This window comes from Leucobacter sp. USHLN153, assembly GCF_037145615.1.
Taxonomy (GTDB): Bacteria; Actinomycetota; Actinomycetes; order Actinomycetales; family Microbacteriaceae; genus Leucobacter.
Genome location: NZ_JBBCXE010000003.1, coordinates 132,274 through 156,621 on the forward strand (window position 1 = coordinate 132,274; position 24,348 = coordinate 156,621).

Sequence of the window (24,348 nt, forward strand, 5' to 3'; positions counted from 1 at the left end):
CGCGGTGATTCCCGCGGCTCCGGCGGCTGGGCCGGCTGCACGTGCCGCTGCGCCGACTGCGACTCCGTCGTCTGTGTCATGGAGCTATTGTGAGCTGCGCGTGATCACTTTTGTCAAGCGTTCTTCATAAGTGACCAAACCGTTATCGAAGTTACTCGTATGGTTTACTGAAGAAGTGATCCTCCCGCCCGCGTCTTCGGCCTCGCTTTCGACGGCTGGCGGGTTGCTGCAACTTTTCCGCGACGGCGAACCGCGCACGCGCGCGAAGCTCGCGCAGGTGACCGGACTTTCGCGGCCCACAGTCGCACAGCGGATCGACCAGCTGATCGAACTTGGCCTCATCGCGCCCGTCGCGGATGCGGCGTCCACGGGCGGCCGCCCCTCCGCGCAGATCGCCTTCAACCCCCGGGCGCGGGTGGTGCTCGCCGCCGATCTCGGGGCGCTTCACGCCCGCATCGCCGTCACTGATCTCCACGGCGAGCTTCTCGCCGAAGCCTCGGAGCCGCGAGAAATCGCCTCGGGCCCGGAGGACGCGATCGCCTGGATCCTCGACTCAGCCGAGGCCCTGCTCCCCGGGCTCGGATACGACGTTTCGCACGTCGCCGGAGTGGGCATCGGCGTGCCGGGCCCCGTCGAGTTCTCCACCGGCAGGCCGATCAACCCGCCGATCATGCCCGGGTGGGACCGCTTCGACATCCCCTCGGCGATCCGGGCACGCATCAATGCACCGGTGCTCGTTGATAACGACGTCAACATCATGGCGCTCGGTGAGCTATCGAGCTCCTGGGCCGGGGTCACCGACCTCATCTTCGTGAAGGTCGCGAGCGGCATTGGCGCCGGCATCATCTCCGGCGGATCGCTGCGCCGCGGCGCGAACGGCGCCGCGGGCGACATCGGGCACATCGCGCTCGCGCGCGCGGCCGACACGCCATGCCCATGCGGCAACCGCGGCTGCCTCGAAGCCGTGGCGTCCGGCCGAGCGCTCGCCGCCGCGCTGAGCACGCCCGAGCGACAGCTGCACCGACCCAGCGAGGTCGTGGCGCTCGCGAAAGCGGGTGACGTCGGGGCGATCCAGCGGATTCGTCAGGCGGGGCGCGACGTCGGCGAGGTGCTCACGGCGTGCGTCAGCGTGATGAACCCGTCGGCGATCGTGATCGGTGGCACGATGGCGCAGGCCGCAGAGCACCTCGTGGCCGGCGTACGCGAGGTCGTCTATGCGCGCTCGATCCCGCTCTCGACCGAGCACCTGACGATCGCGCCGTCACGGGCCGCGGGCAACGCGGCGATCTACGGGGCGGCGCAGCTCGCGATCGACGCGGCGCTCGCGCCCGACCGCATCACTGCCGCGCTCGGCTCGTAGGGCCGCCCCGCCGCGCCCCACCCCCACCCAGCGGAATGGGATCGGGGTAACTTGCGACGCGTGTCGCGTCATCACAGCGGACGACACGCGTCGCAAGTTACCCCGAACGCAGGGGCTCGGGCGGTCGGGCGGCGGGCGCGCGGCCTACGGGACGGTGTAGCCAGCGGCGCGGAAGAGCTCGTACCACTCTTCGCGAGTCAGGGTGACATCGGACCCCTGAGCGGCAGCGGCAACGCGGCTCGGCGTCGTCGTGCCGAGCACCACTTGCATGCGGGCAGGGTGCCGCGTGATCCACGCCACCGCGATCGCCTCGGCAGGCACCCCGTACTTGGCCGACAGGCGGTCGATGACCGCGTTGAGCTCGGGATAGCGATCCGACCCCAGAAATGGGCCGTCGAAGAAGTTCGCCTGGAACGGCGACCACGCCTGCACCGTGATGTCGTTCAGGCGGCAGTAGTCGAGCACGCCGTCGTCGCGCGACACCGACTGCGGCAGGCCCTGCATGTTCGCGGCGACCCCCTGGGCGACGATCGGCGAGTGCGTGATCGAGAGCTGCAGCTGGTTCGCGACGAGCGGCTGCGTCACATACTTGCGGAGCAGGTCGATCTGGCGCGACGTGTGGTTCGAGACACCGAAGGCCCGCACCTTGCCCGAGGCTGAGAGCTCGTCGAACGCGCGCGCCACCTCCTCGGGCTCCACGAGCGCGTCGGGGCGGTGCAGCAGCAGGATGTCGAGATACTCCGTGCCGAGCGCCTCGAGCGAGCCGTGCACCGTCTCCATGATGTGCTCGTAGGAGAAGTCGAAGTACGGGCCGTCCTTCACGATCCCGGCCTTCGACTGGATCACCCACTGCTCGCGCTCCGACGGCGAGAATCGCAACGCCTCGGCGAAGCGACGCTCGCAGCCGTGCAGCGAATCCCCGTAGATGTCGGCGTGGTCGAGGAAGTTGATGCCCGCGTCTCGTGCCGCCCCCACCAGGGTGCGCACCTCCTCGTCGGACTTCTGCTGGATGCGCATGAGCCCCAGCACGACGTCGGAGACGATCAGATCGGTTCCTGGCAGTGTGAATGTCCGCATGCGCTTCACAATAACGCGGGCGGTGGATCGCGGGAAGGCCGCCGGGCCCCGCGTCAGGCCGCCGCGGTTGCCAAGCGGTCGAGCTCCTCCCCGCTCAGCTCGAGCGACAGCGATGCGAGGAGCACCTGGAGCTGCTCGCGGTTGCGGGCACTGGCGATGGGCGCGGACACCGTCGGCTGCTGCCGGAGCCACGCGAGCGACACCGCGGCCACGGGAACCTCGTGCGCTTCTGCGACGGCGTCGAGCACTCCCAGCACCGCGCGACCGCGGTCATCGAGGTACGCCGACGCCTCGCCCGCGCGCGGGCTGGCCCCCGCGGCGGCCGCGTCATCGTGATCCCGGTACTTGCCCGCGAGGAAGCCCTCCGCCAGGGAGTAGTACGGGAAGACCGCGAGCTCGTGGCGCTCCGCAACGTCGCGAAGGCCGTTGGACTCGAACTCGCGCTCGAGCAGGTTGTAGTGCGGTTGCAGCGCCACGGGGAGGTGGTAGCCACCGCTTTCCGCGATCCGCACCCACTCAGCAACTCGCTCGGCCGTGTAGTTCGAGACGCCGATCGCCCGGATCTTTCCGGCGTCCACGAGCTCCGAGAACGCGGCGACGGTCTCCTCGAGCGGGGTGTCGGCGTCGTCGTAGTGCGCGTAGTACAGATCGATGCGGTCGGTCTGCAGGCGCTGCAGCGAGGCGTCGGCTGCTGCTCGCACATTCGCCGGGGCGAGGCCGGGAAACTCGGGGTGCGTGGACACCTTGGTCGCGAGCACCACGGAGTCGCGAGAGCCGCGCGCTGCGAACCACTCACCGATGATCGCCTCGGATTCACCGCCCGAGTTGCCCGGCACCCAGTGCGCATAACCATCCGCGGTGTCGACGAAATCGCCGCCGCCAGCGCCAAACGCGTCGAGCACGTCGAAGGAGGTGTCGCGATCGGCCGTCCAGCCGAAGACGTTGCTCCCGAGCGCGAGCGGTGCGATCTCGAGGTCGGAGGTTCCGATGCGGGTGCGTGCGGCCTGGGTCATGGGTCTCCTTCACTGACAGGATGCGGGTTCCGACCTGACTCTGGCACCCGGTCGCACACCGCCGCAACCCCCGGATCACCGCTCGACCGCTCCGCTAGCCTGGGTGCAGATGACGGCGGGTGCGCGGGGGTGCGGGTGAGCGGCAGAGCGAGGCGGACAGTGTCCGTGGTCATCCCCGTGAAAGACGACGCCGTGCTGCTCGAGCGCTGCCTTGAAGCGCTCTCCCGGCAGACGCGTCTTCCCGACGAGATCATCGTCGTCGACAACAACTCGAGCGATGATTCCGCCCTCGTCGCCGTCGCGGGCGGAGCGCGCGTCGTCAACTGCGCGCGGCCCGGCATCCCCGCGGCGAGCGCGACCGGTTACGACGCAGCGGTCGGCGACTACGTGCTGCGGCTCGACGCGGACTGCGTGCCCGGGACCGGCTGGGTGCAGACGATGGCGGAGACTCTCGACCGACGGGCAGACGTCGACGTCGCCACGAACGGCGCGCACTTTGTCGACGGGCCCCGCCTCGCGCGTCGCATCGCAGCGGTCGCCTACCTCGCGGCCTACGTCGTCACGACCGCGCCGGCACTCGGGCACCGGCCCGTCTTCGGCTCGAACCTCGCGTTCCGGCGCACCGCCTGGCTCGACATCCGCGACCGCGTGCACCTGCACCCCGACATCCACGACGACCTCGACCTCGCGTACCACTTCGGCGAGCGCCACCGCATCCGGCGCGTGCCCGAGGCCGAGATGGGCGTCTCCTCCCGTCCGCTCGCGTCGCTCGGCGGTTTCACGAGGCGCGCAAACTGGGCCGTGCGCACGATCGTGCTCCACTGGCCGGCCGACTTCCCGTCCGTCCGCTGGATCCGCCTGCTGCTGCGCCGCCTGTTCCACCGCTTCGGCGTTCCCACGCCGAGAGGGGGTGGCTCGTGAGTCGCGATGCCGATCCTGCCCCGGCCGAAGCGCTGCGGGTGATGACGTTCAACATCCGTCGCAAGATCCGCACCTGGCGGCGAGAGGATCGCTGGCGCGTGCGGAAGCCCCGCGTGCGGGCAGTGCTGCAGCGTGAGCGCCCCGCGGTGCTCGGCGTGCAGGAGGCGCTCGCGGGGCAGGCACGCTGGGTGCTCGAATCGCTCGGGCCGGGGTACCGGATGATCGGCAGGGGTCGCGACGCGGACGGGCAGGGCGAGGGATGCCCGGTGTACTTCGACAACGATCGCGTCGAGTTGCTCGATTGGCGGCAGATCGCGCTCTCGGCGACGCCCGAGACGCCCGGTTCCCGCGCGTGGGGCAACCTCGTGCCGCGAGTCGCCGTCGTCGCCGACTTCCGTGACCGCCTGACCGGCGAGCCGTTCCGCTTCGTGAACACGCACCTCGACCAGCTCAGCAGCCACTCGCGCGTGCATTCGGCGGAGCTCCTGCGCCAGACGCTGTCGTCGCACGGGGCACCCGCGATCCTCACCGGTGACTTCAACACCCCGCCCGGCTCGCGCCCGATCACCGTGCTGCTCGAGGGCGGCGCGCTCCGGGATGCGTGGCGTGAGGCACGCCTGCGCACGAGCCCCGAGTACCGCTCGTTCGCGAACTACCGCACGCCGCGGCCCGGCCGTCGCATCGACTGGATCGTGGTCACCGAGGGTGTGGCGGTGGATCGCATCGGCATGCTCGGGGAGCCCGTTCTCGGCGGTTGGGCGTCCGACCACCTGCCGATCGTCGCGGATGTGCGCCTCGGGGCGGGCGAATGAGCGCGCACCTCACCGCGACCCGGGGACCGAGGGAGAACTTCTTCCGGGCCCCCAGTGGCCCACTCGACTATCTCGCCGACGCGCTGCGCGTCGTCGGGCTCCTGAGCGTCGTGGGCGCCGCGATCTGGCTGCTGCCGACCGACGCCGGCGTCCTCGCGCTCACGCTGCCCGCGCTCGTCGCGCCGCGGATCCTCGGGGTGCGGGCCGGCTTCGACATCGTGTTCTCGCTCGTGGTGCTGGCCGCGGCGTGGAGCAACGTCATCGACCTGTACCGCACGGTCGCCTGGTGGGACATCGTCATGCACGCCGTCACCATGGCCGTGCTCGTGCCGCTCGTGTACCTGCTGCTCGCCCGCGCGGGCGTGGTGCCGCCGTCGTCCGCGCCGTCGTCCGCGCCGTCGTCCCCGCCCTCCGTGCCCGGGCGCCCGCGGAAGCGCGTGCCGCTCGTGCTGTTTCCGACGCTCGGCCTCGCCCTCGGCGCGCTCTGGGAGATGGTGGAGTGGGCCGGCTTCGAGTGGATCAGCGACGAGATCTACGTGGACTACGCCGACACGATCGGCGACTTGGCCGTCGGCGGCCTCGGCGCACTCGCAGCCGGGATCGCGCTCGCGAGGCTTCCCCTCGAGCGGGAGTAGCGGCGCCGCGCGATCCGCTACCGCTAGACGTTCAAGTCCAGCTGCAGCGGGCCGTGCTCGCGGGCGTACGCCGCGATGGCGCGGGTGGGCGCGATCCACGCCCCCGTGTCCTTGAGATGGCCGATAACGGTATCGAGCATCGCGAGCCGCGAGGGGCGACCCGAGATCATCGGGTGCGTCGTGATCATCACGTGCCCGCCAAGGGCCGCGATGCCGTCGATTTCGGGCAACCACACGTCGAGCACCTCGCGCGGGGAGCGGATCGTCTTCTCCCACGTGTCGTTTGCGAACCAGAAGTGCGGCGCATCATCGAGTATCCACGCGACCGGCACCTCCATGATGTCGTGGTGCGGATGCATGTAGGGAACGAGGTCGTCGAGCAGGTTCGAGCTGTAGGTGAACCCGGTCTCGACGAGCAGGTCGAGCGTGTGCGCGCTGAACTCCCACGAGGGCGAGCGATATCCGACCACATCGGCGCCGAGCTCCTGCAGTGCTTCGAGCCCCCGACGCAGTTCGTCGCGCTCCTCCTGCTCGCTCTGCTTCGTCGGCGAGGTGTGCGAGTGGCCGTGATGCGCGACCTCGTGGCCCGCCTCGACGATGGCCCGCACGGCGTCGGGGTGGCGCAGCGCGTCCTTGCCGCAGATGTAGAAGCTGCCCGTGACCTCGTGCTTCTCCAGAAGCTTCAGCATGAGGGGCAGCCCGACCTTCGGCCCGTAGGTGCCCTGGGAGAGCACGCCAGGGGCGGAAGCGTTGGCGGGGTTCTCGCCGATCCACACCTCCTCAGCGTCGAAGTCGAAGCTGACGGTTGCGGCGTATCGGTGCCCGTCGGGCCAGTGCGCCATTTCAGTTCCTCTCGGTGGGTTCGGCCGCTGCGGCCGCGTGCGCGGGCCGCTCGGAGTTTCGGCCGGGCGAGGCGAAGCGGCCCTCTCGCTCGTCCCACGCGCGCAGCTCCTCGGAGCGCTCGGCGGGGTCGCCGTAGCCTCCTCCGCCGCCCGTTTCCACGCGGACGATCGTGCCCGGCTGCAGCACGCGGGAGGTCTTCCGCGGTTGATCGATCACCGCCCCGTCCGGCCCGATCACCGTGATCGTCGTGGGCAGCGCCGCTTCACCGCCCGCAGCACCGGCGGGTGCGAAGCGCGCGTCGGTCTGCTCGGCGTAGAACGTCGCGTGCTGCGGGTGCTCGAGCACCTCGTACTCGCGCACCAGGCCGAGGCCCCCGTTGAACGCGCCGCGCCCCTGGGAGCCCGGACGGAACTCGGTGCGTCGCACGCGCACGTTGTAGTTGGTCTCGACGACCTCGGTCGGCATCACGCCGACGTTCGCCATGTAGGTGTCGACGCCGTCGAGACCGTCGCCGAGCGCCGTCGCGCCCGTGCCCCCTCCGACCACGTCCGCCATCACCGATGGCGCACCCGTGCGCGGGTGGGTCGATCCGATGTTGAAGCTGAAGAAGCTCACCTGGCTCGAGGCCACCGCGAGCTCGGGCCAGATCCCGTACATCGCGCGGATCAGCGTGTCGGCGAGCCGCTGGCAGGAGTTGTGCCGGATCGAGACGGCGGCCGGCGGGAGCGGGTTCACGACGGTGCCCTCGGGCGCGGTGATGTCGAGCACGCGCAGCAGCCCGTCGTTGGCGCTCACGCCGGGCGCGATCACCGTGCGCACGGCGTACACCAGCGCTGCCCGGGCACTCGCCCACGGAATGTTCATCGCGCCAGCGGTCTGCGGGTCGCAGCCCGACAGGTCGATCGACAGCCGACCCCCGCGCTTCTCGACGCGCGCGTGGATGCGCGTCGGCGCGCCGTCGCGACCGTCGTCATCGAGGCACCCTTCCGCCTCGCCGGCACCGTCCGCCATGCCGTCGAGCAGGCGCCCGACGGTCGTCTCCACGCTCACGAGCATCCGCTGCATCACCTCGAGCAGCTCGTCGACGCCGTAGAGCGCCACGAGCTCGTGCACGCGCTCGGCGCCGAGGTGGCAGGAGGCCCGCTGGGCGCGGAGGTCGGAGAGGGTCGACAGCGGGTCGCGGAAGTTCTCGGAGAAGAGCGCTACGAGATCCTCGTTCTCCTCACCCGCAATCGAGAGGCGGATCGGCGGAATGACCACGCCCTCGCCGTAGAGTTCGCCGAGCTCGGGCCCCTCGCTGCCCGGGTTCACGCCGCCCACGTCGATGTGGTGGGCCGCCGTGCCCGCCCAGGCGATGAGCTCGCCGCCGAAAAAGATCGGGGTGACGATGTTCACGTCGGGCAGGTGCATCGCCCCCTGGTAGGGGTGGTTGCAGATGAACGCGTCGCCCTCGGACACGCGATCTCGCCAGCGGCGCAGGATCGCCTGCACGACGAGCGACATGGCGCCGAGCTGGGCGGGGATGTAGTCCGCCTGCGCAACGAGGTCGCCCTCGGCCGTGAACAGCGCGCACGAGAAGTCGTCCATGTCCCGGATGATCGGGCTGTAGCTCGATCGCTTGAGCACGCTGCCCATCTCCTCGGCCGCCGACTGCAGCGCGGCCGAGGCCACTTCGAACGTGACGGTATCCACAGCGGTCATCGGTCTGCCTCGTCTCGGGTCGGTTCGGTCACAATAAGATCGAGCGTGCTCGCGACGCGCACGCGTTGCTCGGGCAGGATCACCGAGGTCGCGTCCATCTGCTGGATGATGGCGGGCCCCTCGAACTCCGTTCCGGCGGCGAGCGCCGAACGCTCGATTACGGCGGTGCGGGTGCGACCGTACCCGGGCAACAGCACATCCCGGTGCCCGACCACGGCCTCCGGCGTCAGGTCCCGGCGCGGCACGGGTGCGACGCGCTCCCGGGTGCGATCGATCTCACCCGTCGTGGTCAGCCGGACCGTGACGATCTCGACCGGCTCGGCAGCGTTGCTGTGCCCGTAGCGCTCCTCGTGCATCGCGTGGAATCGCTCGGGAAGTCGCAGCAGCTCGGCGTCGTCCCAGCCGTCGAGCGGAATGTTCAGCTCGAAGCCCTGGCCGCGGTAGCGGCAATCGGCGCTCGCCGCGAAGACGACGCGATCTTCGCCGACCCCGTCGCGCAGCAGCTGCTCGCTGGCGTCTGCCGCGGTCGCGTCGAACCAGGCGCTGATCTCGGGAATCCGTTCCGGGTCCGCCTCCGCCAGCACGGTCTGGGAGCTGTCGAGCTTGAGCCCAGCGACGAGCAGTCCGTCGGCCGCGAAGAGGCCGGGCCTCAAGGGAATGATCGCCTGTTTGAGTGCCATGTGGCGCAGGATCAGCCCGGCGTGGAGCGGCCCCGCGCCCCCGAAGGGCACCAGGGAGAACTCCCGTGCATCGAGGCCGCGCTCGACGCTCACCTTGCGGACCGCGCGCACCATGTGGGCGAGGCCGATCGCGAGGATCGCCTCGGCGCCCTCTTCCACCGACATGCTGAGGGGCTCGGCGATCCGCCGCACCGCCGCCTCGGCGAGGTCCCGGTCGATGACGAGCCCTCCCGCCAGCTCCCCCGCCCCGAGGGTGCCGAGCACCACGTGCGCGTCGCTGATCGTCGGCTCGACGCCACCGCGCCCGTAGCAGGCGGGCCCCGGCACGGCCTTCGCAGACGCGGGGCCGACCTTGAGGCTTCCCGCGCGATCGATCCGGGCGATGCTGCCGCCGCCGGCGCCGATGGTGTGAATGTCGACCGTCGGCGCGAGGAGCGTGTGATCCTGCACCTCCTGCACGGTTGTGAAGGGGATCGCGCCACCGCGCAGCAGGCACACGTCGGTCGAGGTGCCGCCCATATCCAGGCTGATGAGGTTCGGTTCGTCGAGCGACTCCGCCAGCGCGGCGAGGCCTGCGACGCCGCCCGCGGGCCCGGAGAGCACGAGCCGGTGCGCGTCGGCCCCTGCGCGCTCAGCGGGGACGCAACCGCCGTTCGACTGCATCACGAGCAGCGGTGACCCGACGCCGCTCGCCGCGAGCGCCGCGCCGGCTCTCCCCAGGTACGCCTCGACGATCGGGCGAAGCGCCGCGTTGATCGCGGTCGTCGCCGTGCGGGGGTACTCGCGGAACTCGCGGGCGACCTCCGACGAGAGCGTGACGGGCGTGCCCGGGAACGCGCCGCGCAGCGCGTCGCCGACCTCCCGCTCGTGCGCGTCGTTGAGGTAGCTGAAGAGGAAGCTGACGGCGATGGCCTCGGGCTTCGCCTCCCGGAGCTCGGCGATGATCTCGTCGAGCTGCTCGCGATCGACCGGGGCGAGCTCGCGCCCCGCGGAATCGTGCCGCTGATCGATCTCGAAGCGCAACACACGCGGAATGAGCTCGGCGGGGCGCCGCGGCATCAGGCTGTACACGTCCGGTCGGTTCTGCTGCCGGTACCCGAGTACGTCGCGGAAGCCGGCGGTCGTCACGAGCGCCGCCCGCCCGAGGGCTCCCGTGAGGGTCGCGTTCGTCGCGACGGTCGTGCCGTGGCAGACGAGCGCGACATCCGGGAGCAGCACACCCTGCTGCTCCAGCGCGGCGACCGCGTTGCGGAGGCCGAGCGAAGGATCCTCGGGCGTCGACGCGACCTTCGCCTCGCGAATCACGCCCGCGGAGCTCCGCGCTATCGCATCGGTGAACGTTCCACCGGCGTCGATGCTGATCGTCCACTGCGGCGCAGTCATGTTCGGCTCCTTCGTCGTCTCGCCGCTCCCGGTGCCGGTTGCGGTGTTCCGATTCTGCTGCGGCGCGACGTGCCCGTGCATGGGTCATTCGACGTACGACTTTCAGGCTGCCTCGGATACGTCAATTTGCCGATGCCTCTCGCGGGCGGGCGCGCAAGAGTGGGTGCGGAGGATCCGCACGATCCTCGAGAAGGAGCCGAAGGAACCGTGATGCCCGAACCCACTGCCCCGAACCAGCCCGGCGCGAGCGCGCCCCGCGTCGCCGTCGTCACGGGAGCGGCCTCGGGCATCGGCCTCGCGACCGCGCGGCGACTCCTGGGCGACGGTTTCCGCGTCGGTCTCTCCGACCTGTCGGCGAGCCTCACTGACGCGTTTGCCGCAGACATCGACGGCGGATCGGCCATCGCCGTTGTCGGGGACATCGCAGACGAGGGCGTCCGCGCCGAGCTCATCGAGCGCACGCACGAGGCGTTCGGAGGGATCGACGCTCTGGTGAATAACGCGGCCAGCCCGGGCGAGGCGGCCGAGGTCGCAGAGCTCAACCTCGACGCGCTCCGGCGCACCCTCGAGGTCAACGTCGTCGCGGTGATCGCGCTGACGCAGCTCGCGATTCCGCACCTGCGTCAGTCGCGCGCGGGTCGCATCGTGAACATGGGGTCACTCTTCGGAGACGAGCCGGTGATCGGAGGGGCGCCCTACTGCTCGAGCAAGGGCGCGATCCACACGCTCACGCGCGTTCTGGCGGTCGAGCTCGGCCCGTCCGGCATCACGAGCAACACCGTCGCACCGGGCTTCATCCTGACGCCGATGCACGCGGAGGAGGTCGAGTTCCAGGCCCAGGAGCGCGGCGTCTCGGTCGATGAGCGCTACGCGGAACTCCGCGCGGAGGTGCCGCTGCAGCGTCACGGGACGGCGGAAGACGTTGCTGACACGGTCGCTTGGCTCGTGAGCGGCGGCAGCTCGTACGTGAGCGGGCAGCGGATCGCAGTCAACGGTGGGGTGCAGTTCGGTTGAGCCGGGCTGTTGCGGCGGAGGCTTGCTACTATCGCCGTACCCGACTTGCGGGTGAAGGGATGTGGGGTCCGTGCTGCAGGGAGTCGTTGAGCGCACCATCGCGGTAGACACCCCACCCGAAACGCTTCCGAAGCTCGTCCCCGCCGAACTCTGGGGGTACGCGAAGGCATTCGTGCAGATCCGCCGGCCCGCCATGCGGTTCGTCTGGCGCAACGACACGCAATGGCTCGACGTGCAGCTGACGCTGGCGCAGACCCACGCCCCGCAGAGATCGCGCGGTGAGCGAGTGTTCGTGCGGATCCGCCCGAGCGAGATGCCCCGCGGCCTCACGGTGAGGGAGCTCGACGTGCTCACCCTCGTCGCCCTCGGGTTCACGAACGGCGGCATCGCCGAACGCCTCGGTACTTCGGCGCGAACCGTGTCGACACAGCTCGAGCGCCTCCTCGAGAAGCTGGACCAGGGTTCGCGCGGCGGGCTCGCGGCGATCGCCGTGGATCTCGGACTGCTGCGCCTCCCCCTCCCCGGCGGGCTTCCCGACTCCGTCGGGCTCGGGATCGCGGAGCTCGAACTCGCGTACCAGCGCCGGCTCGAGCGGGGGCACCAGCCGATCCGCAACGACATCGAGTCGCGCGTGCCGATCCGGCTCGGCATCGTGAGCCCCGGAACCTCGTCTTCGGACGGCGCCGAGGTGCTCGGCGGCGCACTTCTCGCGGTCGACGAGCTGAACCAGCACGGGGGCATCGGCGGTCGCAGCATCGAGGCCGTGCCCGTAGAGGTCGACCTCTTCGACTGGGACAGCGTGAGTCGCGGGCTCGATTCGCTCGTCGACGCGGGCGTCGACGCGATCGTCACGAGCTACGTCAGCGCGGAACACCCGGAGGCGATCGACCGGATCGCCTCGTACGGCAAACCGTTCTTGCACACCGCGACATTCGAGGCCGACGTGCAGCGCACCGAGAAGGAGCCGTGGAAGTTCGGCACCATCTTCCAGACGTGCGCCTCTGAGAATCACTACGCGCCAGGCATGTTGCGGCTGCTCGGAGACGTGGAAGCGTCGGGAGAGTGGATGCCCGAGCGCCGCACCATCGTGTCCCTCGAGCTTCCCTCCGCGAGCATGCGCCTCACGACGCCCGAGATGCAGGCCCGCGCGGCGGCCCAGGGGTGGGAGATGCTCGAGCCGATCTCGACCCCGGCCGGTGCGTCCGACTGGGACGGCATCATGGACCAGCTCGAGGAGATCCGGCCGGGCGCGATCCTGTTCGCGAGCTACCTCGAACAGGAGTTCGTGGCGTTCCAGCGCGCCTTCCTGAAGCGCGGGCTCCCGGCGCTCGTGTACGGCATCTACGCCCCCTCGAACCCCGCGTTCATCCGCGAGCTGGGATCCGCCGCTGATGGGGTGCTCTGGTCGACGGTGACCGGAACCTACGACGACGAATTCGGCACGCGGTTCAGGGAGCAGTACCGGGCGAAGTACCACGAGGAGCCCGGGTGGTCGATCGGCGGGGCGCTCTACGACCAGGTGCGCATGCTCGCAGCAGCCTGGTCGGCGACCGACCCCGAGAACGTCGCCGATGTCGTCGCGCACCTCCGCCGGTGGCCGTACCGCGGCGTCAACGGCGTCTACTACTTCGGTGCGTCGGAGCAGTCACCGCAGCTCTACCCCGACACGACGAACGACGCGGCGCTCAGCCAGGCCCACCAGATCTACCAGATTCAGGGCGGCAAGCACGTGCTCCTCGGGCCCGAGCCTTTCGGCAGCGTCCGCGACTTCCGCCTGCCCGACTGGTTCGCCTGAGCCCAGCGGCCCTGTTGCGACGGTTCTCGGCAGATCCGTCAAATGACGCATGCCGCGCGGATGCGGCGTGACCTACCGTATGAACCTGATGCGGCACGGGTGAACGGTGCGGCGCGTGATCACCATCACGAAGGAGTGGAATCAATGAGTGAGAATCAACCCCCGAGCGGCGCGAAACGCAAACGCATCACCCGCCGCGATCTGGTGCGCGCGGCCGGGCTCACGGGCATCGCGGGTCTCGCGGTCGGCGGCGTCGGCGGCTACTTCGGTGCACCGCGCACGGAGGCCGGGGCAGCCGGGAGCGGCTCAGCGGGCGGCAAGATCAAGTTCGGTCTCGTCGCTCCCGTCACGGGTCCCTTCGCCGGTGACGGACAGGAGATGGAGCGCGGCGCGCGCCTCGCGATCGAGGACATCAACGCTCAGGGCGGCGTGCTCGGGCGCGAGGTCGAGCTCGTCGTGGGTGACGTCGGAGACCAGGCACCCGAGAACTTCATCCAGGTGGCCGAGCGGCTCGTGTCGCGCGAGAAGGTCGCGGCGGCCTCCGGCGGCTACACGACCACCACCTCGGTGGAGTTCGACACCTACGCGGACGGCGGCGTTCCGCTCTTCCACACGAACACCCTGCAGGACAACACGGACTACGTCGTCAAGAACGGCATCACCAACATCTTCCAGTGCTGCCCCACGGAGCCCTGGTACGCCAGCGGCTTCCAGCAGCTCATGGAGGGGTGGATCGAGTCGGGCGCGTGGACCCCGTCGTCGAAGACGGCCGCCGTCATCGCGAGCAACGACTCCTACTCGGTCTCCATCGCGACCGTGATGCAGGAGGGCCTGAAGAAGATGGGCTGGGAGATCACCCTCTACGAGGAGATCTCGGTGCCCTACGCCGACTGGGGCCCGCAGCTCTCGAAGATTCGCAACAACCCTCCGGGGCTCATCTTCGTCACCGACTATCTCGCCGGCGACCTCGCAAGCTTCGCGAAGCAGTTCGCGTCGGCACCGACGCCGTCGCTGCTCTACCAGCAGTACGGCCCGAGCGTGCCCGAGTACATGGAGCTCGCGGGCGATGCCGCGAACGGCGTCATCTGGTCGACGACGATCGGCACGCTGCCGGACGACATCGGCGAGCGCTTCCGCAAGCGCTACCTCGATGCCTTCGGCACCGAAGCGGGTCTCAGCCAGTCGGGTGCGCAGTACGACATCGTGCGCCTCTGGGCGCTGGCGGCCTCGCGCGCCGGCGATCCCTACGACTCGGACAAGGTCTCCGTGGCGGTCAAGGACCTCACATTCCGCGGAGTCGTCGGCACGTACCGCTTCGGCGAGGAGGACCACACGGCGATCCCCTACCCCGACGCCGTGAACGATCCCAGCCTTGGCATGCCGCACCTGACCTACCAAATTCAGGATCAGAAGCAGGTACTCATCTCGCCCGCGCCGTATATCAACGGCGAATTCAAGCTGCCGAGTTGGCTGTGATGAGCGCGCCGGGCAAGGTGCTCCTCGACGTCCGGGGAGCGACGAAGCGCTACGGCGGCCTCGTCGCGGTCAACGACGTGAACTTCAGCGTGCGCGAGGGCGAGATCTTCGGGATCGCCGGCCCGAACGGCGCGGGAAAGACCACGCTGTTCGATCTCGTCACCGGCATGGTGCGGGCGTCGAGCGGCGAGATCGTCTTCGACGGCACCTCGATCGTGCGGTCATCAGTGCACGCGATCTGTCATCTCGGGATCACCCGCACGTTCCAAAAGCCGTCGGTGTTCGACAGTGAGACCGTCATGGGCAACGTGGTTGTCGGCGCCCACTTCGGATCTGGCAAGCCGTGGTGGAAGAGCCTCACCCGGGACCCTGAGGTGTGGGACCGCGCGGACGCGGCCCTGCACGCGGTCGGGCTCGAGGCTCGCGCGGACGAGCTCTCCGGTGATCTTCCGGTCTACGACAAGAAGCGGCTCATGATCGCATCGGCGCTCGCGAGCTCGCCCCGCATGCTCTTCCTCGACGAGCCGTTCGGTGGTCTGAACGACGAGGAGATTGATGCGATGCTCGCGCTGCTCCAGCGCATCAATCGGGAGGAGGGCGTCACGATCGTGCTCATCGAGCACGTCATGCGCGCGCTCATGACGCTCGCCGATCGCGTGCTCATCATGGACCAGGGGCGGACGTTGCGTCAGGGCGATCCGCACGAGGTCATGACCGATCCCGAAGTGGTGCGGGTCTATCTCGGCTCCTCCGCGGAGGAGGCCGCGAGCACGGCCGCGATCAAGGTTGCTCGAGAGGAGGAACGTCATGCTTGAACTCACCGACGTCGTCGCCGGATACGGCGCGAACACGATCGTGCAGGGAATCTCGTTCACCGTGAAACAGGGCGAGTGCTCGGTGCTCGTCGGGCCGAACGGCCACGGCAAGACCACGCTGCTGAGAGCTATCAGCGGGCTCATCAAGGTGACGTCGGGAACGATCCGCTTCGACGGAGTCGACATCACCCGCGAGAAGGCCGAGAAACTCGTCGAGCGCGGCCTCATCCACATGCCGCAGGGCGATCTCGTCTTCCCCGACATGACCGTCGAGGAAAACCTCATCCTCGGCGCCTTCACACGCAGCGCATCCAAGCGCGCGAAGCAGCGGATCACAGAGATCTATGAAATCTTCCCGCGGCTGCTCGAGCGTCGTACGCAGCGCGCCCGCACACTCTCCGGGGGTGAGCGACGCATGCTCGCGATCGGGCGCGGCCTCATGGGCGACGGCAAGCTCATCATGATCGATGAGCCGAGCCTCGGGCTCGCGCCCGTAATCGTCGACGAGGTGTACTCGCGCGTGCGGCGCATCGTCGACTCGGGCATGACGGTGCTCCTCGTGGAGGAGAACGTAACCCGGGCGCAGTCGCTCGCCGACACCATCCACCTCGTCGAAAACGGCGAGATCGTCCGATCGGCGGACGACGCAGCGCTGCTCGACGAGCGGGCGCTCCGAGAGACGTACCTGGGGGTCTCCGAATGAACCTCGTACTGCAAACCCTTGTCTCGACCCTCGTGCAGGGCTCGATGCTCGCCCTCATCACCATCGGCATGAACCTCGTGTACGGCACCCTGCGCGTGCTCAACATGGCGCAGGGTGTCATGGTGATGGTCGGCGGCATCGCGGCCTGGACGTTCGTGGCGAACCTGGGCTGGTCGCCCTGGCTCGCGATGATCCTCGCGATGGTCATCGCCGCGCTGCTCGGCATGCTGAGCTACGCCGTGGGCATCAGCCGCCTCATCGGACGGGCCGGGATCGATTTCGAGATGACCGCGTTCATCTCGACATTCGCGATCGCCTCGATCCTGCAGAACCTCGTGCAGCTCTTCTACGGGCCGCGGCAGAAGGACTTTCCGGCGCTCGTGCCGGGTCGGCTCCAGATCACCGAGGGCGTCTCGATCACGTGGCATCAGGTGCTCACGGCGGTCATCGCCATCGCCGCGCTCTCCGCGCTCGGCGTCTTCCTCGCGAAGTCGCGCTACGGCCTCGCGATCGTGGCGGTCGCCCAGAACCTGGACGCGGCACGGCTGATGGGCATTCCCGCGCGGCGCGCCTACGTGCTCACGATGGGACTCGCTGCGGGACTCGCCGGGCTCGCGGGCGTGCTGCTCGCACCCGTCTACTTCGTGTCGCCCAACATGGGCGACCTGCCGATGCTGCAAGCGCTGATCGTCGCCATCTTTGCGGGCCTCGGGAGCACGCGGGGAACCATCATCGCCGCATACATCATCGGTTTCGTGCAGGCCGCGGTCTCCATCTTCTGGACCTCGACCTACGCGATGCCCGTACTGTACGCACTGATCGTGGTGGTGCTCATCGCGCGCCCCTACGGCATTGCAGGAAAGCCGCAGGAGGCCCGGCTATGAGCACGAATCCCTCGACCGCAGCGGCAGCGACGCCCCGCTGGGACGCGAAGCGCCTGGGCTGGCCGCGGCCTCGACTCGGGATCGCCGCGGTGGCCCTCCTCGTCGCGATCGTCTTCCCGTTCGTATCCCCCGATCGCAGCTGGCTCAGCACGGCAGCGCTCGTAATGATCACGATCACGCTCGCGCAGAGCTGGAACCTCGTACTCGGCTACGGCGGCGTGTGGAACTTCGGTCAGCTGGCCTTCTACGCCCTCGGCGCCTACTCGGCGGGCATCATCGCGACGTACTTGCCGGTGTCACCGTGGGTCGCGATCCCGATCGGGGGCATCGTCTCGGCGGTCATCGCCCTGCTGCTCTCGATCCCGGTGCTGCGCCTCCGCGGCATCTACGTTTCGCTCCTCACCTTCGGCTTCGCCGAGGTCGTGCGACTGCTCATCATCGCGGACCAGTCCGGCGTGACGGGCGGAAGCTACGGCATGTCGGGCTTCACGGGCTTCGGATTCTCCGGCGAGAACGCGCTGAAGATCAACTACTGGATCGGCCTCGGCGTCGCCCTGCTCACCACTCTCGTGCTGTTCGCGCTGGTTCGCTCGCCGCTCGGCAACGGCATGATCGCGATGCGCGATAACCCGGCGCTCGCCTCGGCACGCGGGGTCGGGCAGCGGACGTACCAGATGGTGATCTTCGCCATCTCCGGCTTCTTCGCGGGAGTCGCGGGCGCGGTCTACGCGAACGTCTTCGAGGTCGCCTCGCCGACGCTCATGGGTCTCGGCCCGATGACGCTCATCGTCACCATGATGGTGGTCGGCGGGCTCGGCACGATCACGGGGCCGATCATCGGCACGATCCTCATTTCCTTCGTGCAGATGCAGCTGCAAGACGTTCCGGAGGTGCGCTTCGTCGCCCTGGGTATCGTGCTGCTCATCGTGATCCTCGCGATGCCGCGCGGCCTGGTGCCGTTCATCAGCGGCCTGTGGGCGCGGTTCGAGTTCTGGATGAACGAGGACCAGGACTGGACCGACGATGACTACGAAGACGAGCCGGAGCCGGAGACCCGGTCGTCGCGGCGCGCGCAGACCGAGGCACCCAAGGCGGAGCGCACGGCAAGCCGGTAGCGGATCGTCTGCGCGCCGGCCGACAGCACGCCAGCCGACGGCGCCGCGCACAGCAAGGGCCGGGTTCCAGTTCGGAACCCGGCCCTTGCTCCTGTTTTCGCGGGGTCTGCACGGCTTCATGCTCCTGCGCAGCTTCGTGCGCCCAGCTCACCGGACGAGTTCCACTCAGGTCGCGAGGTATCCGCCGTCCACGTGCAGCGTCTCGCCGGTGATGTAGCTCGCGGCGCCGCTCGCAAGGAACAAGCAAGCGCTCGCGACGTCGTCCACCGTGCCGATGCGGCGGGCGGGCAGGTGCGCGGTGAGCGCCTCCACCGCGCCGGGCGTCGCGTCGAGGGTGAGCATGGGCGTGTCGATCATGCCAGGGGCGACCGCGTTGACGCGGATTCCCTGCGCGCCGAACTCGGCGGCAAGCTGCCGGGTGAGGCTCACGATCGCGCCCTTGCTCGCGGCGTACACCGCTCCGGGTTCGGTCTCGTCGCCTCGACCGTAGGCGACCGAGCTCAGAAGCACGATCGCCCCCGCCCGGATGAAGCGGGCAGCGGCCTGGGCGATCAGGAAGGTGCCGCGTCCGTTGATCCGCATCGACCGATCCCAGTCATCGACGGTCATCGACGACACGGGCTTCCACTCGTAGATGCCGGCGCAGTGCACCACCGCGTCGGGTGCGCCCCCGAGCAGTGCCTCGGCCTCAGCGAACACCTCGGCGACGCGATCCGCGTCCGACACGTCGGCGTCCCGCTGCACCAGCCGGTCGTGTTCCCACGCCGCGTCGGAACGGAGATCGACGGCGAGCACGCGCCCGCCCGAGGCGAGCACTCCCTCCGCGACCGCGCGGCCGATGCCCGAGGAGGCGCCGGTCACGATCACGCGGCGCGGGAGTGTGCGATTCAGGTCCATGAGCGTCCTTCCGAAGTGGCCTGGACCCATCAGACCACAGCGGGACCACCCGCCGCGTCCGTGATTCGACGGACACGGCGGGATATGGCGCCCACCCCCCGGCCTCACTTTGTCAGGCGTCCCCGACGGTCGACATCCGCTGGGTAAACGTCATGCGATCGCGCACAACGCGCTCCGGGTTCCAGCCTTCACCCGGCGTCGATGCGATGAGCAACTGCGTATACGGATGCTCTGGCCGCTCGAGCACACGCTCCGTCGGTCCTTGCTCGACGATCGCTCCTCGAAAGAGCACAAGAGTTCGCTGACACAACTCCTGGATGACGGCGAGATCGTGGCTGACGAAGAGATAACTGACCTGCGACTCCCGCTGAATTTCCGTGAGCAGGTCGAGCACCTGCGCTTGCACTGAGACATCGAGCGCGGAGACCGCCTCGTCGAGTACGACCAACCGAGGCTCGACCGCGAGCGCTCGCGCGATCGCCGCTCGTTGACGCTGTCCACCCGAGAGCTCGTGCGGCTTCGCGTCGGCGTGCCGTTCAATGAGGCGCACCTGGTCGAGCAATCGAAGGACTGATTTGCGCACTGCGCCTGGTGAGATCACTCGGCCGTGCTGCCGCAGCGCCCGTTCGAGCATAGCCCCGATCGTGACGCGTCGATCGAGCGAACCGTTGGGGTCCTGGAATACCATTTGCACTGCTTGAGCGCGCTCAAGACGAGCGGCCCGACCGCGAGGACGTGACAGGCAGTCGCGTCCGTCGATCCGTGCCGACCCTGCGTCTGCGCGTTCCAGGCCGACCAGAATGCGGGCGATCGTAGACTTCCCCGAGCCGGACTCGCCGACGAGCCCGACGGCTTCCCCTGCCTCGATGGAGAACGAGGCCCGATTCACGGCGGTGACGGCCTCGCCTCCCCGCTTCATCGGAAATACACGGTGCAACGCTTCGACCTCAACGAGACTCATACTGTTCCCTTCCGAGTGAGAGCGGGTGCGGAATCTACGAGCACGCGAGTGTAAGGATGCTGCGCGGTCCGGAACATGTCAGGGCGATGCAGCGTCTCTACGATCTCCCCCTGACGTAGCACATGAATGCGATCGCAGATCGCCGCGGCGAGGTGCAGGTCGTGTGTAATGAAGAGCATGCCGAGCCCGCGCTCGCGAATCTGGCGCTGGAACATCGCAATGATTTCCGCTTGCGTTGTCACATCGAGCGCGCTCGTCGACTCGTCGGCGAGTATGAGCTTCGGGTCGGTGCTCAGCGCCGCGGCGATCACCACGCGTTGCAGCATCCCTCCTGAAAGTTCATGAGGATACTGGCGCATGCGCCGTTCGGGATGCGAGAGCCCGACGTCGGTCAGAAGCGAGAGGATCCGCTGGTCTGCATCCGGCCGACGCATGCCGTGGACCTTGACGAGTCGCTCGGCAAGCGAATCGCCGATGCGTCGCACCGGATTCAGTGCAGCCCGAGGATCCTGTTGGATGAGCGCCACCGTCGAAGCACGCACCTGGCGCTGGGTCACCGCGTCCGCCGCAATCATGTCGGTGCCGTCGACGTCGATTGCACCCGTGATCTCAGCCTCATCGCCGTACAGGCGCAGGGCGGCACGGATCGTCGTCGACTTTCCCGATCCCGACTCTCCCACGAGGCCGACAAGCTCGCCGGGCGCGACCATCAGGGAAACGCCATGAAGGATTGACGCTCGCTCGTCGCCGGTGTGGAAAGCGAGATGGAGATCAGTGATGTTGAGCAGCATGCGTGTCACCCTTTCGCAAGCAGTCGGTCGGCGACACGGACACCGACGATGTTGACAGCAATGACGACGAGAGCGATCGCCGCGCCAGGCACTAGCGTCGGGAGGAAGTGCCCCTGAATGATGCCCGCTTGCCCCTCCTGCACCATGAGGCCCCATTCAGAGCTCGGGGGTTGCGCCCCGAAACCCAGGAAGCTCAGCGTTGCGAGGCTCATCAGCGTCTCACCGAACAGCACGACCAGGTAGCCGACGAGCGCCGGCATCAGGTTCGGCACGATGGCGCGAAGACAGATTCCGAGACCTCCGACGCCCTGCACGCGATACGCATCTACATACGGTCGTCCGATCTCACTCAGCGCCAGACTGCGGGTGTACTTCGCGATGACGGGAGCATAGGCCAGGGCAAGTGCCACAATCGCGGTGACCGGCCCTTTACCGAAGACCGCGATCACGAGAACCACGAAGAGCAAGCCGGGAAACGCGAACATGACATCCGTTACCCGGGCGAGAAGCGTGTCGACCCAGCCACCGCGCCATGCGGCGACCACTCCGATCGCCACTCCAATGACGGTCGCAATGGCGAGCAGAAGAACCGGACCGATCAGCGTCTCGCCCGCGCCGATCAGCAGACGCGAGAAGAGATCGCGCCCCAACTGATCTGTGCCGAGTATGTGGCCGCGCCCCGGGCCTGCCCAGATGGCAGCGAAGTCGATCTCATCGGCATCGTAGGGCGCAAGGAAGCGACCGAGCACTGCCGCCAGACCCACCACTGCGAGAAATCCCAGCGACACCCAGAATCCCAGTCGAGAGGCTCGCCTTTTCCGTGTCTGCAGGCGAGGGAGCACTAATGTCGTCATGCGCTCGCCACCTTTCTATTGATGCGCGGATCGAGTACCGGGAGCAGGAGATCGACGACCGTGGTGACCACCATGTACGCGACCACCATGAAGAGCAGTACTGCTTGAACGATCGGGAAATCGTGCGTGTTGATCGCATCGACGAGCAGAGACCCCACGCCCGAGATCCCGAAGACCGTCTCGACTGCGACCGTTCCCGCGATCATGCTCGCGATGACGAGCGCGATCATCGTGATGATCGGCCCCCAGGACCCTCGTAGGACGTGATCGCGCACGATGAAGCGCTCCGCAAGACCTGTGGCGCGCGCCGCCTCGACGTGCTCCGATGAGAACTGCTCGATCATCGACTGTCTGGTAACCCGGCTCACAATTGCGAGCGCACCGATCGCCAGAGTCAGGGCGGGGAGCGTCAGCGCCCATATCCGCTCGAGCCCGCCCGTTGCGGCTCCGGCCACCGGGAACCAGCCCAGCTGCACCGCGAAGAGCGCGACGAGCGCAATTCCGAGCACGAACGATGGCACGCTGGCGGCGAGTGTCGTGCCTCCGACGACAGCCGTGTCCACCGTCTTGCCACGACGCACGGCGGCGAGCACGCCGAGGCCGATTCCCCCCACGGTGAGCAGGATCGCGGCATACGCGACGAGAGAGAGCGTGACGGGTACCCGCGCAGCGAGAATGTCTGCGACGGGCTGATGGTACTGGAACGACCGACCGAAATCCCCCGTGACGACTCCGGAGAGCCAGTGCCAGTATTGCAGCAGCATCGGGTCGTCGAGGTGGTACTGTGCGCGAACGCTCGCGATCCGCTCCGGTGTGAGGTTCTCGGGGTTGCCGATCAGGAAGGTTACGGGGTCACCAGGGGCCGCGTACATCGCGGCGAAGATGATGAAGGAGGCGATGACCAGGGTCAGGATCATCCCCCCGATCCTCCGAACTGCATGGCCGACCATAGATTCAGCCCTGCGCCGTTCCGAGGTCGACCGCCCACGGGTAGTAGATGAAGGCTGCCGATGAGGGAACACCGGTCACGCCGTTTGACATCACGAGCGTCGCCGGCGTCGCCACCACCGGAATCCACACAGCATTGTCGACCCAGCGCTGCTGCAGCTCGAGTGTGAGCTTCGCACGTTCCGCGTCATCGGTCGCGGCATATGCTTCGTCGACAATCCGGTCGTACTCCGGATCCGAGTACACGCCGAAATTCACGCTGGCATCCGACTTGCCATTCTTGTAGAACCCGAGCGGATCGTTTTTTGAGATGTAGTACTCGTCGGGCCACAGGTCCGCGGTTCCGCGAAGCTCCGCATCGGAGTAGAAGTCACCGTACTGGGCCGGCGGTACAACGCTGATCTCCGCTTCGAGGCCGACGGACTTCGCCGCCGAGACGAGGGCATTGGCGATGACGTTGTGTGTCGAAGATCCATTCGACGCGACCACCAGCGACTCCCCCTCGGCGCCCGCGTCCGAAATCAGCTGTTTTGCCTTCGCGATGTCGTCATCGCTCGGCTTGTCCGGGGCTCCCTCGAGCGCGTCGAACGCGCTTTCGAAGGAGTCGGCCTCGTAGCCCCAGGCTCCCGCCCCCACCGGCGTCTTCCACGGCTGGGCGAGTCCGCTGAAGGCGGCGGAGGCGATCCCCGAGCGGTCGAGCGCAAGCGAGAGTGCGCGACGCACCTCGGAGTTCGTCAGGAGCCCGCGGTCCGTCGCTTCCAGTACCCATGCGTTGGTCGAGGGGCCCTGGAACACCGACACCTCCGAGTTCTCAGCAAAGGCAGCTGCAGCGCCCGCATTCTCCAGGTAGGCGCCCTGGGCCTCTCCCGCTGCAAGGCTGTTCGCGATCGCGGACTCATCGGCCCAGCGAAATACGACTTGCTCAGCCTGGGGGTCGACGTCCGTGTTCCAGTAGTCGTCGAATTTCTCGATCGTGAGCTGCGAACCGGGCTCCCATGATGCGACGCGGTACGGCCCGCTGCAGGCGGATGCCGAACCAGGGCCGCCGAAGTCATCGCCCTCGGCCTCGATCACGCGGGGATTCCAGATGATGCCACCATCTCCGGCCATGGCCTGGAGGAAGATCGCGTCGGGCTGTGTGGTGGTGACGGTGATCTCGTCATTCGCTGTCTGCTCCATCGAAACGACGTTCTGGTACTCGTCCGATTCAGCAGCGCCTTCTGCAGCGTGCCGCTCCATACTCCAGAGCACGTCGGCGGTGGAGACAGGGCTCCCGTCGTGGAACGTGGCGTCCTGCCGGATCGTAAAAACGACATGAGTGTCGTCCGTCCACTCGGCCTCCGTCGCGATGCCGGCGCCGAGGCTGAGGTCGGGCTGAACCTGCATGAGGCGGTCGCAGACGTTCGCGAGTACGGTGTCATCGGCCGTCGTCGCATCAATGTCGGCATCCATGGTCGTCGGTTCACCGCCCAGCATCCAGGTGACCGAGTCGATCGGACCGGTAGCCGCAGGCGTCGTCGGGCCGAAGGGGGCGTCGATCGTCGTCTTCGACGCTCCGGCGGACCCGGATGCGTCCGATCCCGAGCACCCGGTGAGCGCGATCGCCGCGACAGCGCCGATGCCGATCGCCGTTCGGGCTCCGAGGTGCAGTGTGTTCTTCATTGATTACG

The 24,348-nt window shown here is 68.3% G+C and carries 22 protein-coding genes; 11 read left to right on the forward strand and 11 right to left on the reverse strand.

Annotated elements, in window-relative coordinates; genetic code table 11:
* Positions 1–175 precede the first annotated feature (175 nt).
* Positions 176–1,360, forward strand: a complete 1,185-nt coding sequence (locus WFH00_RS06425; RefSeq protein WP_336659878.1) for an ROK family transcriptional regulator — start codon at positions 176–178, stop codon at positions 1,358–1,360.
* Between the two features lie 144 nt (positions 1,361–1,504).
* On the opposite strand, the gene WFH00_RS06430 is transcribed toward WFH00_RS06425, so the two are convergent.
* On the reverse strand, positions 1,505–2,437 hold the full coding sequence (locus WFH00_RS06430) for an aldo/keto reductase (protein WP_336659879.1): 933 nt from the start codon (positions 2,435–2,437) through the stop codon (positions 1,505–1,507).
* 53 nt (positions 2,438–2,490) lie between these two features.
* Positions 2,491–3,450, reverse strand: coding sequence for an aldo/keto reductase (locus WFH00_RS06435; RefSeq protein ID WP_336659880.1), 960 nt, complete (start codon positions 3,448–3,450; stop codon positions 2,491–2,493).
* A 159-nt stretch (positions 3,451–3,609) separates the two neighbouring features.
* On the opposite strand from WFH00_RS06435, the gene WFH00_RS06440 reads away from it, so the two are divergent.
* Genes WFH00_RS06440 through WFH00_RS06450 form a run of 3 tightly spaced genes read left to right on the forward strand, consistent with a single transcriptional unit; the run spans position 3,610 to position 5,818 of the window.
* Complete coding sequence (locus tag WFH00_RS06440) at positions 3,610–4,371, forward strand: glycosyltransferase family A protein (protein ID WP_336659881.1); 762 nt, start codon at positions 3,610–3,612, stop codon at positions 4,369–4,371.
* Positions 4,368–5,183, forward strand: a complete 816-nt coding sequence (locus WFH00_RS06445; protein ID WP_336659882.1) for an endonuclease/exonuclease/phosphatase family protein — start codon at positions 4,368–4,370, stop codon at positions 5,181–5,183. Before WFH00_RS06440 ends, WFH00_RS06445 begins: the two co-directional genes overlap by 4 nt.
* Positions 5,180–5,818, forward strand: coding sequence for a hypothetical protein (locus tag WFH00_RS06450; RefSeq protein WP_336659883.1), 639 nt, complete (start codon positions 5,180–5,182; stop codon positions 5,816–5,818). The genes WFH00_RS06445 and WFH00_RS06450 overlap by 4 nt, the downstream gene beginning before the upstream one ends.
* 23 nt (positions 5,819–5,841) lie before the next feature.
* Here the strand turns inward: WFH00_RS06450 and WFH00_RS06455 are convergent, their stop codons facing one another.
* Genes WFH00_RS06455 through WFH00_RS06465 form a run of 3 tightly spaced genes read right to left on the reverse strand, consistent with a single transcriptional unit; the run spans position 5,842 to position 10,425 of the window.
* A complete protein-coding gene (locus WFH00_RS06455) occupies positions 5,842–6,660 on the reverse strand; it encodes a polysaccharide deacetylase family protein (RefSeq protein ID WP_336659884.1) in 819 nt (272 codons plus the stop codon).
* Between the two features lies 1 nt (position 6,661).
* Positions 6,662–8,362 carry a hydantoinase B/oxoprolinase family protein gene (locus WFH00_RS06460; protein ID WP_336659885.1) on the reverse strand — a complete coding sequence of 567 codons (1,701 nt, stop codon included), beginning with the start codon at positions 8,360–8,362 and terminating at the stop codon, positions 6,662–6,664.
* A complete protein-coding gene (locus WFH00_RS06465) occupies positions 8,359–10,425 on the reverse strand; it encodes a hydantoinase/oxoprolinase family protein (RefSeq protein ID WP_336659886.1) in 2,067 nt (688 codons plus the stop codon). Before WFH00_RS06465 ends, WFH00_RS06460 begins: the two co-directional genes overlap by 4 nt.
* Positions 10,426–10,635: 210 nt before the next feature.
* Here WFH00_RS06465 and WFH00_RS06470 point away from each other — a divergent pair, with 210 nt between their 5' ends.
* From WFH00_RS06470 to WFH00_RS06500, 7 genes are all read left to right on the forward strand, one after another.
* On the forward strand, positions 10,636–11,439 hold the full coding sequence (locus tag WFH00_RS06470; RefSeq protein ID WP_336659887.1) for an SDR family NAD(P)-dependent oxidoreductase: 804 nt from the start codon (positions 10,636–10,638) through the stop codon (positions 11,437–11,439).
* Between the two features lie 70 nt (positions 11,440–11,509).
* Complete coding sequence (locus WFH00_RS06475) at positions 11,510–13,234, forward strand: ABC transporter substrate-binding protein (protein WP_336659888.1); 1,725 nt, start codon at positions 11,510–11,512, stop codon at positions 13,232–13,234.
* Positions 13,235–13,378: 144 nt separating this feature from the next.
* Entirely contained in the window at positions 13,379–14,710 is a 1,332-nt protein-coding gene (locus WFH00_RS06480; RefSeq protein WP_336659889.1) for an ABC transporter substrate-binding protein, read from the forward strand.
* The gene (locus tag WFH00_RS06485) at positions 14,710–15,525 is read left to right on the forward strand and encodes an ABC transporter ATP-binding protein (protein WP_336660228.1); all 816 of its coding nucleotides are present in this window, start codon (positions 14,710–14,712) and stop codon (positions 15,523–15,525) included. The genes WFH00_RS06480 and WFH00_RS06485 overlap by 1 nt, the downstream gene beginning before the upstream one ends.
* Complete coding sequence (locus tag WFH00_RS06490; RefSeq protein ID WP_336659890.1) at positions 15,518–16,228, forward strand: ABC transporter ATP-binding protein; 711 nt, start codon at positions 15,518–15,520, stop codon at positions 16,226–16,228. The genes WFH00_RS06485 and WFH00_RS06490 overlap by 8 nt, the downstream gene beginning before the upstream one ends.
* The gene (locus WFH00_RS06495) at positions 16,225–17,112 is read left to right on the forward strand and encodes a branched-chain amino acid ABC transporter permease (RefSeq protein WP_336659891.1); all 888 of its coding nucleotides are present in this window, start codon (positions 16,225–16,227) and stop codon (positions 17,110–17,112) included. The genes WFH00_RS06490 and WFH00_RS06495 overlap by 4 nt, the downstream gene beginning before the upstream one ends.
* Complete coding sequence (locus WFH00_RS06500) at positions 17,109–18,227, forward strand: branched-chain amino acid ABC transporter permease (RefSeq protein ID WP_336659892.1); 1,119 nt, start codon at positions 17,109–17,111, stop codon at positions 18,225–18,227. Before WFH00_RS06495 ends, WFH00_RS06500 begins: the two co-directional genes overlap by 4 nt.
* Before the next feature lie 165 nt (positions 18,228–18,392).
* Here WFH00_RS06500 and WFH00_RS06505 read toward each other — a convergent pair whose 3' ends face one another.
* The 6 genes from WFH00_RS06505 to WFH00_RS06530 form a co-directional block, all read right to left on the reverse strand.
* Positions 18,393–19,124, reverse strand: a complete 732-nt coding sequence (locus WFH00_RS06505; RefSeq protein WP_336659893.1) for an SDR family NAD(P)-dependent oxidoreductase — start codon at positions 19,122–19,124, stop codon at positions 18,393–18,395.
* Positions 19,125–19,236: 112 nt separating this feature from the next.
* A complete protein-coding gene (locus WFH00_RS06510) occupies positions 19,237–20,085 on the reverse strand; it encodes an ABC transporter ATP-binding protein (RefSeq protein WP_336659894.1) in 849 nt (282 codons plus the stop codon).
* A complete protein-coding gene (locus WFH00_RS06515) occupies positions 20,082–20,876 on the reverse strand; it encodes an ABC transporter ATP-binding protein (RefSeq protein WP_336659895.1) in 795 nt (264 codons plus the stop codon). The genes WFH00_RS06510 and WFH00_RS06515 overlap by 4 nt, the downstream gene beginning before the upstream one ends.
* A 5-nt stretch (positions 20,877–20,881) precedes the next feature.
* A complete protein-coding gene (locus tag WFH00_RS06520) occupies positions 20,882–21,664 on the reverse strand; it encodes an ABC transporter permease (protein WP_336659897.1) in 783 nt (260 codons plus the stop codon).
* A 62-nt stretch (positions 21,665–21,726) separates the two neighbouring features.
* Positions 21,727–22,680, reverse strand: a complete 954-nt coding sequence (locus WFH00_RS06525) for an ABC transporter permease (RefSeq protein ID WP_336659898.1) — start codon at positions 22,678–22,680, stop codon at positions 21,727–21,729.
* Between the two features lie 4 nt (positions 22,681–22,684).
* Positions 22,685–24,340: an ABC transporter substrate-binding protein gene (locus tag WFH00_RS06530; RefSeq protein WP_336659899.1), complete on the reverse strand. Its 1,656-nt coding sequence runs from the start codon at positions 24,338–24,340 to the stop codon at positions 22,685–22,687.
* Positions 24,341–24,348 lie beyond the last annotated feature (8 nt).

What these genes read in the sequence shown, in the direction of transcription:
- WFH00_RS06500 (WP_336659892.1), top strand. Translation starts at nt 17,109, where the DNA reads ATGAGCACGAATCCCTCGACCGCAGCGGCAGCGACGCCCCGCTGGGAC.
- WFH00_RS06430 (WP_336659879.1), bottom strand. Translation starts at nt 2,437, where the DNA reads ATGCGGACATTCACACTGCCAGGAACCGATCTGATCGTCTCCGACGTC.
- WFH00_RS06460 (WP_336659885.1), bottom strand. Translation starts at nt 8,362, where the DNA reads ATGACCGCTGTGGATACCGTCACGTTCGAAGTGGCCTCGGCCGCGCTG.
- WFH00_RS06465 (WP_336659886.1), bottom strand. Translation starts at nt 10,425, where the DNA reads ATGACTGCGCCGCAGTGGACGATCAGCATCGACGCCGGTGGAACGTTC.
- WFH00_RS06515 (WP_336659895.1), bottom strand. Translation starts at nt 20,876, where the DNA reads ATGCTGCTCAACATCACTGATCTCCATCTCGCTTTCCACACCGGCGAC.
- WFH00_RS06485 (WP_336660228.1), top strand. Translation starts at nt 14,710, where the DNA reads ATGAGCGCGCCGGGCAAGGTGCTCCTCGACGTCCGGGGAGCGACGAAG.
- WFH00_RS06480 (WP_336659889.1), top strand. Translation starts at nt 13,379, where the DNA reads ATGAGTGAGAATCAACCCCCGAGCGGCGCGAAACGCAAACGCATCACC.
- WFH00_RS06505 (WP_336659893.1), bottom strand. Translation starts at nt 19,124, where the DNA reads ATGGACCTGAATCGCACACTCCCGCGCCGCGTGATCGTGACCGGCGCC.
- WFH00_RS06455 (WP_336659884.1), bottom strand. Translation starts at nt 6,660, where the DNA reads ATGGCGCACTGGCCCGACGGGCACCGATACGCCGCAACCGTCAGCTTC.
- WFH00_RS06495 (WP_336659891.1), top strand. Translation starts at nt 16,225, where the DNA reads ATGAACCTCGTACTGCAAACCCTTGTCTCGACCCTCGTGCAGGGCTCG.
- WFH00_RS06470 (WP_336659887.1), top strand. Translation starts at nt 10,636, where the DNA reads ATGCCCGAACCCACTGCCCCGAACCAGCCCGGCGCGAGCGCGCCCCGC.
- WFH00_RS06450 (WP_336659883.1), top strand. Translation starts at nt 5,180, where the DNA reads ATGAGCGCGCACCTCACCGCGACCCGGGGACCGAGGGAGAACTTCTTC.
- WFH00_RS06530 (WP_336659899.1), bottom strand. Translation starts at nt 24,340, where the DNA reads ATGAAGAACACACTGCACCTCGGAGCCCGAACGGCGATCGGCATCGGC.
- WFH00_RS06435 (WP_336659880.1), bottom strand. Translation starts at nt 3,450, where the DNA reads ATGACCCAGGCCGCACGCACCCGCATCGGAACCTCCGACCTCGAGATC.
- WFH00_RS06525 (WP_336659898.1), bottom strand. Translation starts at nt 22,680, where the DNA reads ATGGTCGGCCATGCAGTTCGGAGGATCGGGGGGATGATCCTGACCCTG.
- WFH00_RS06490 (WP_336659890.1), top strand. Translation starts at nt 15,518, where the DNA reads ATGCTTGAACTCACCGACGTCGTCGCCGGATACGGCGCGAACACGATC.
- WFH00_RS06510 (WP_336659894.1), bottom strand. Translation starts at nt 20,085, where the DNA reads ATGAGTCTCGTTGAGGTCGAAGCGTTGCACCGTGTATTTCCGATGAAG.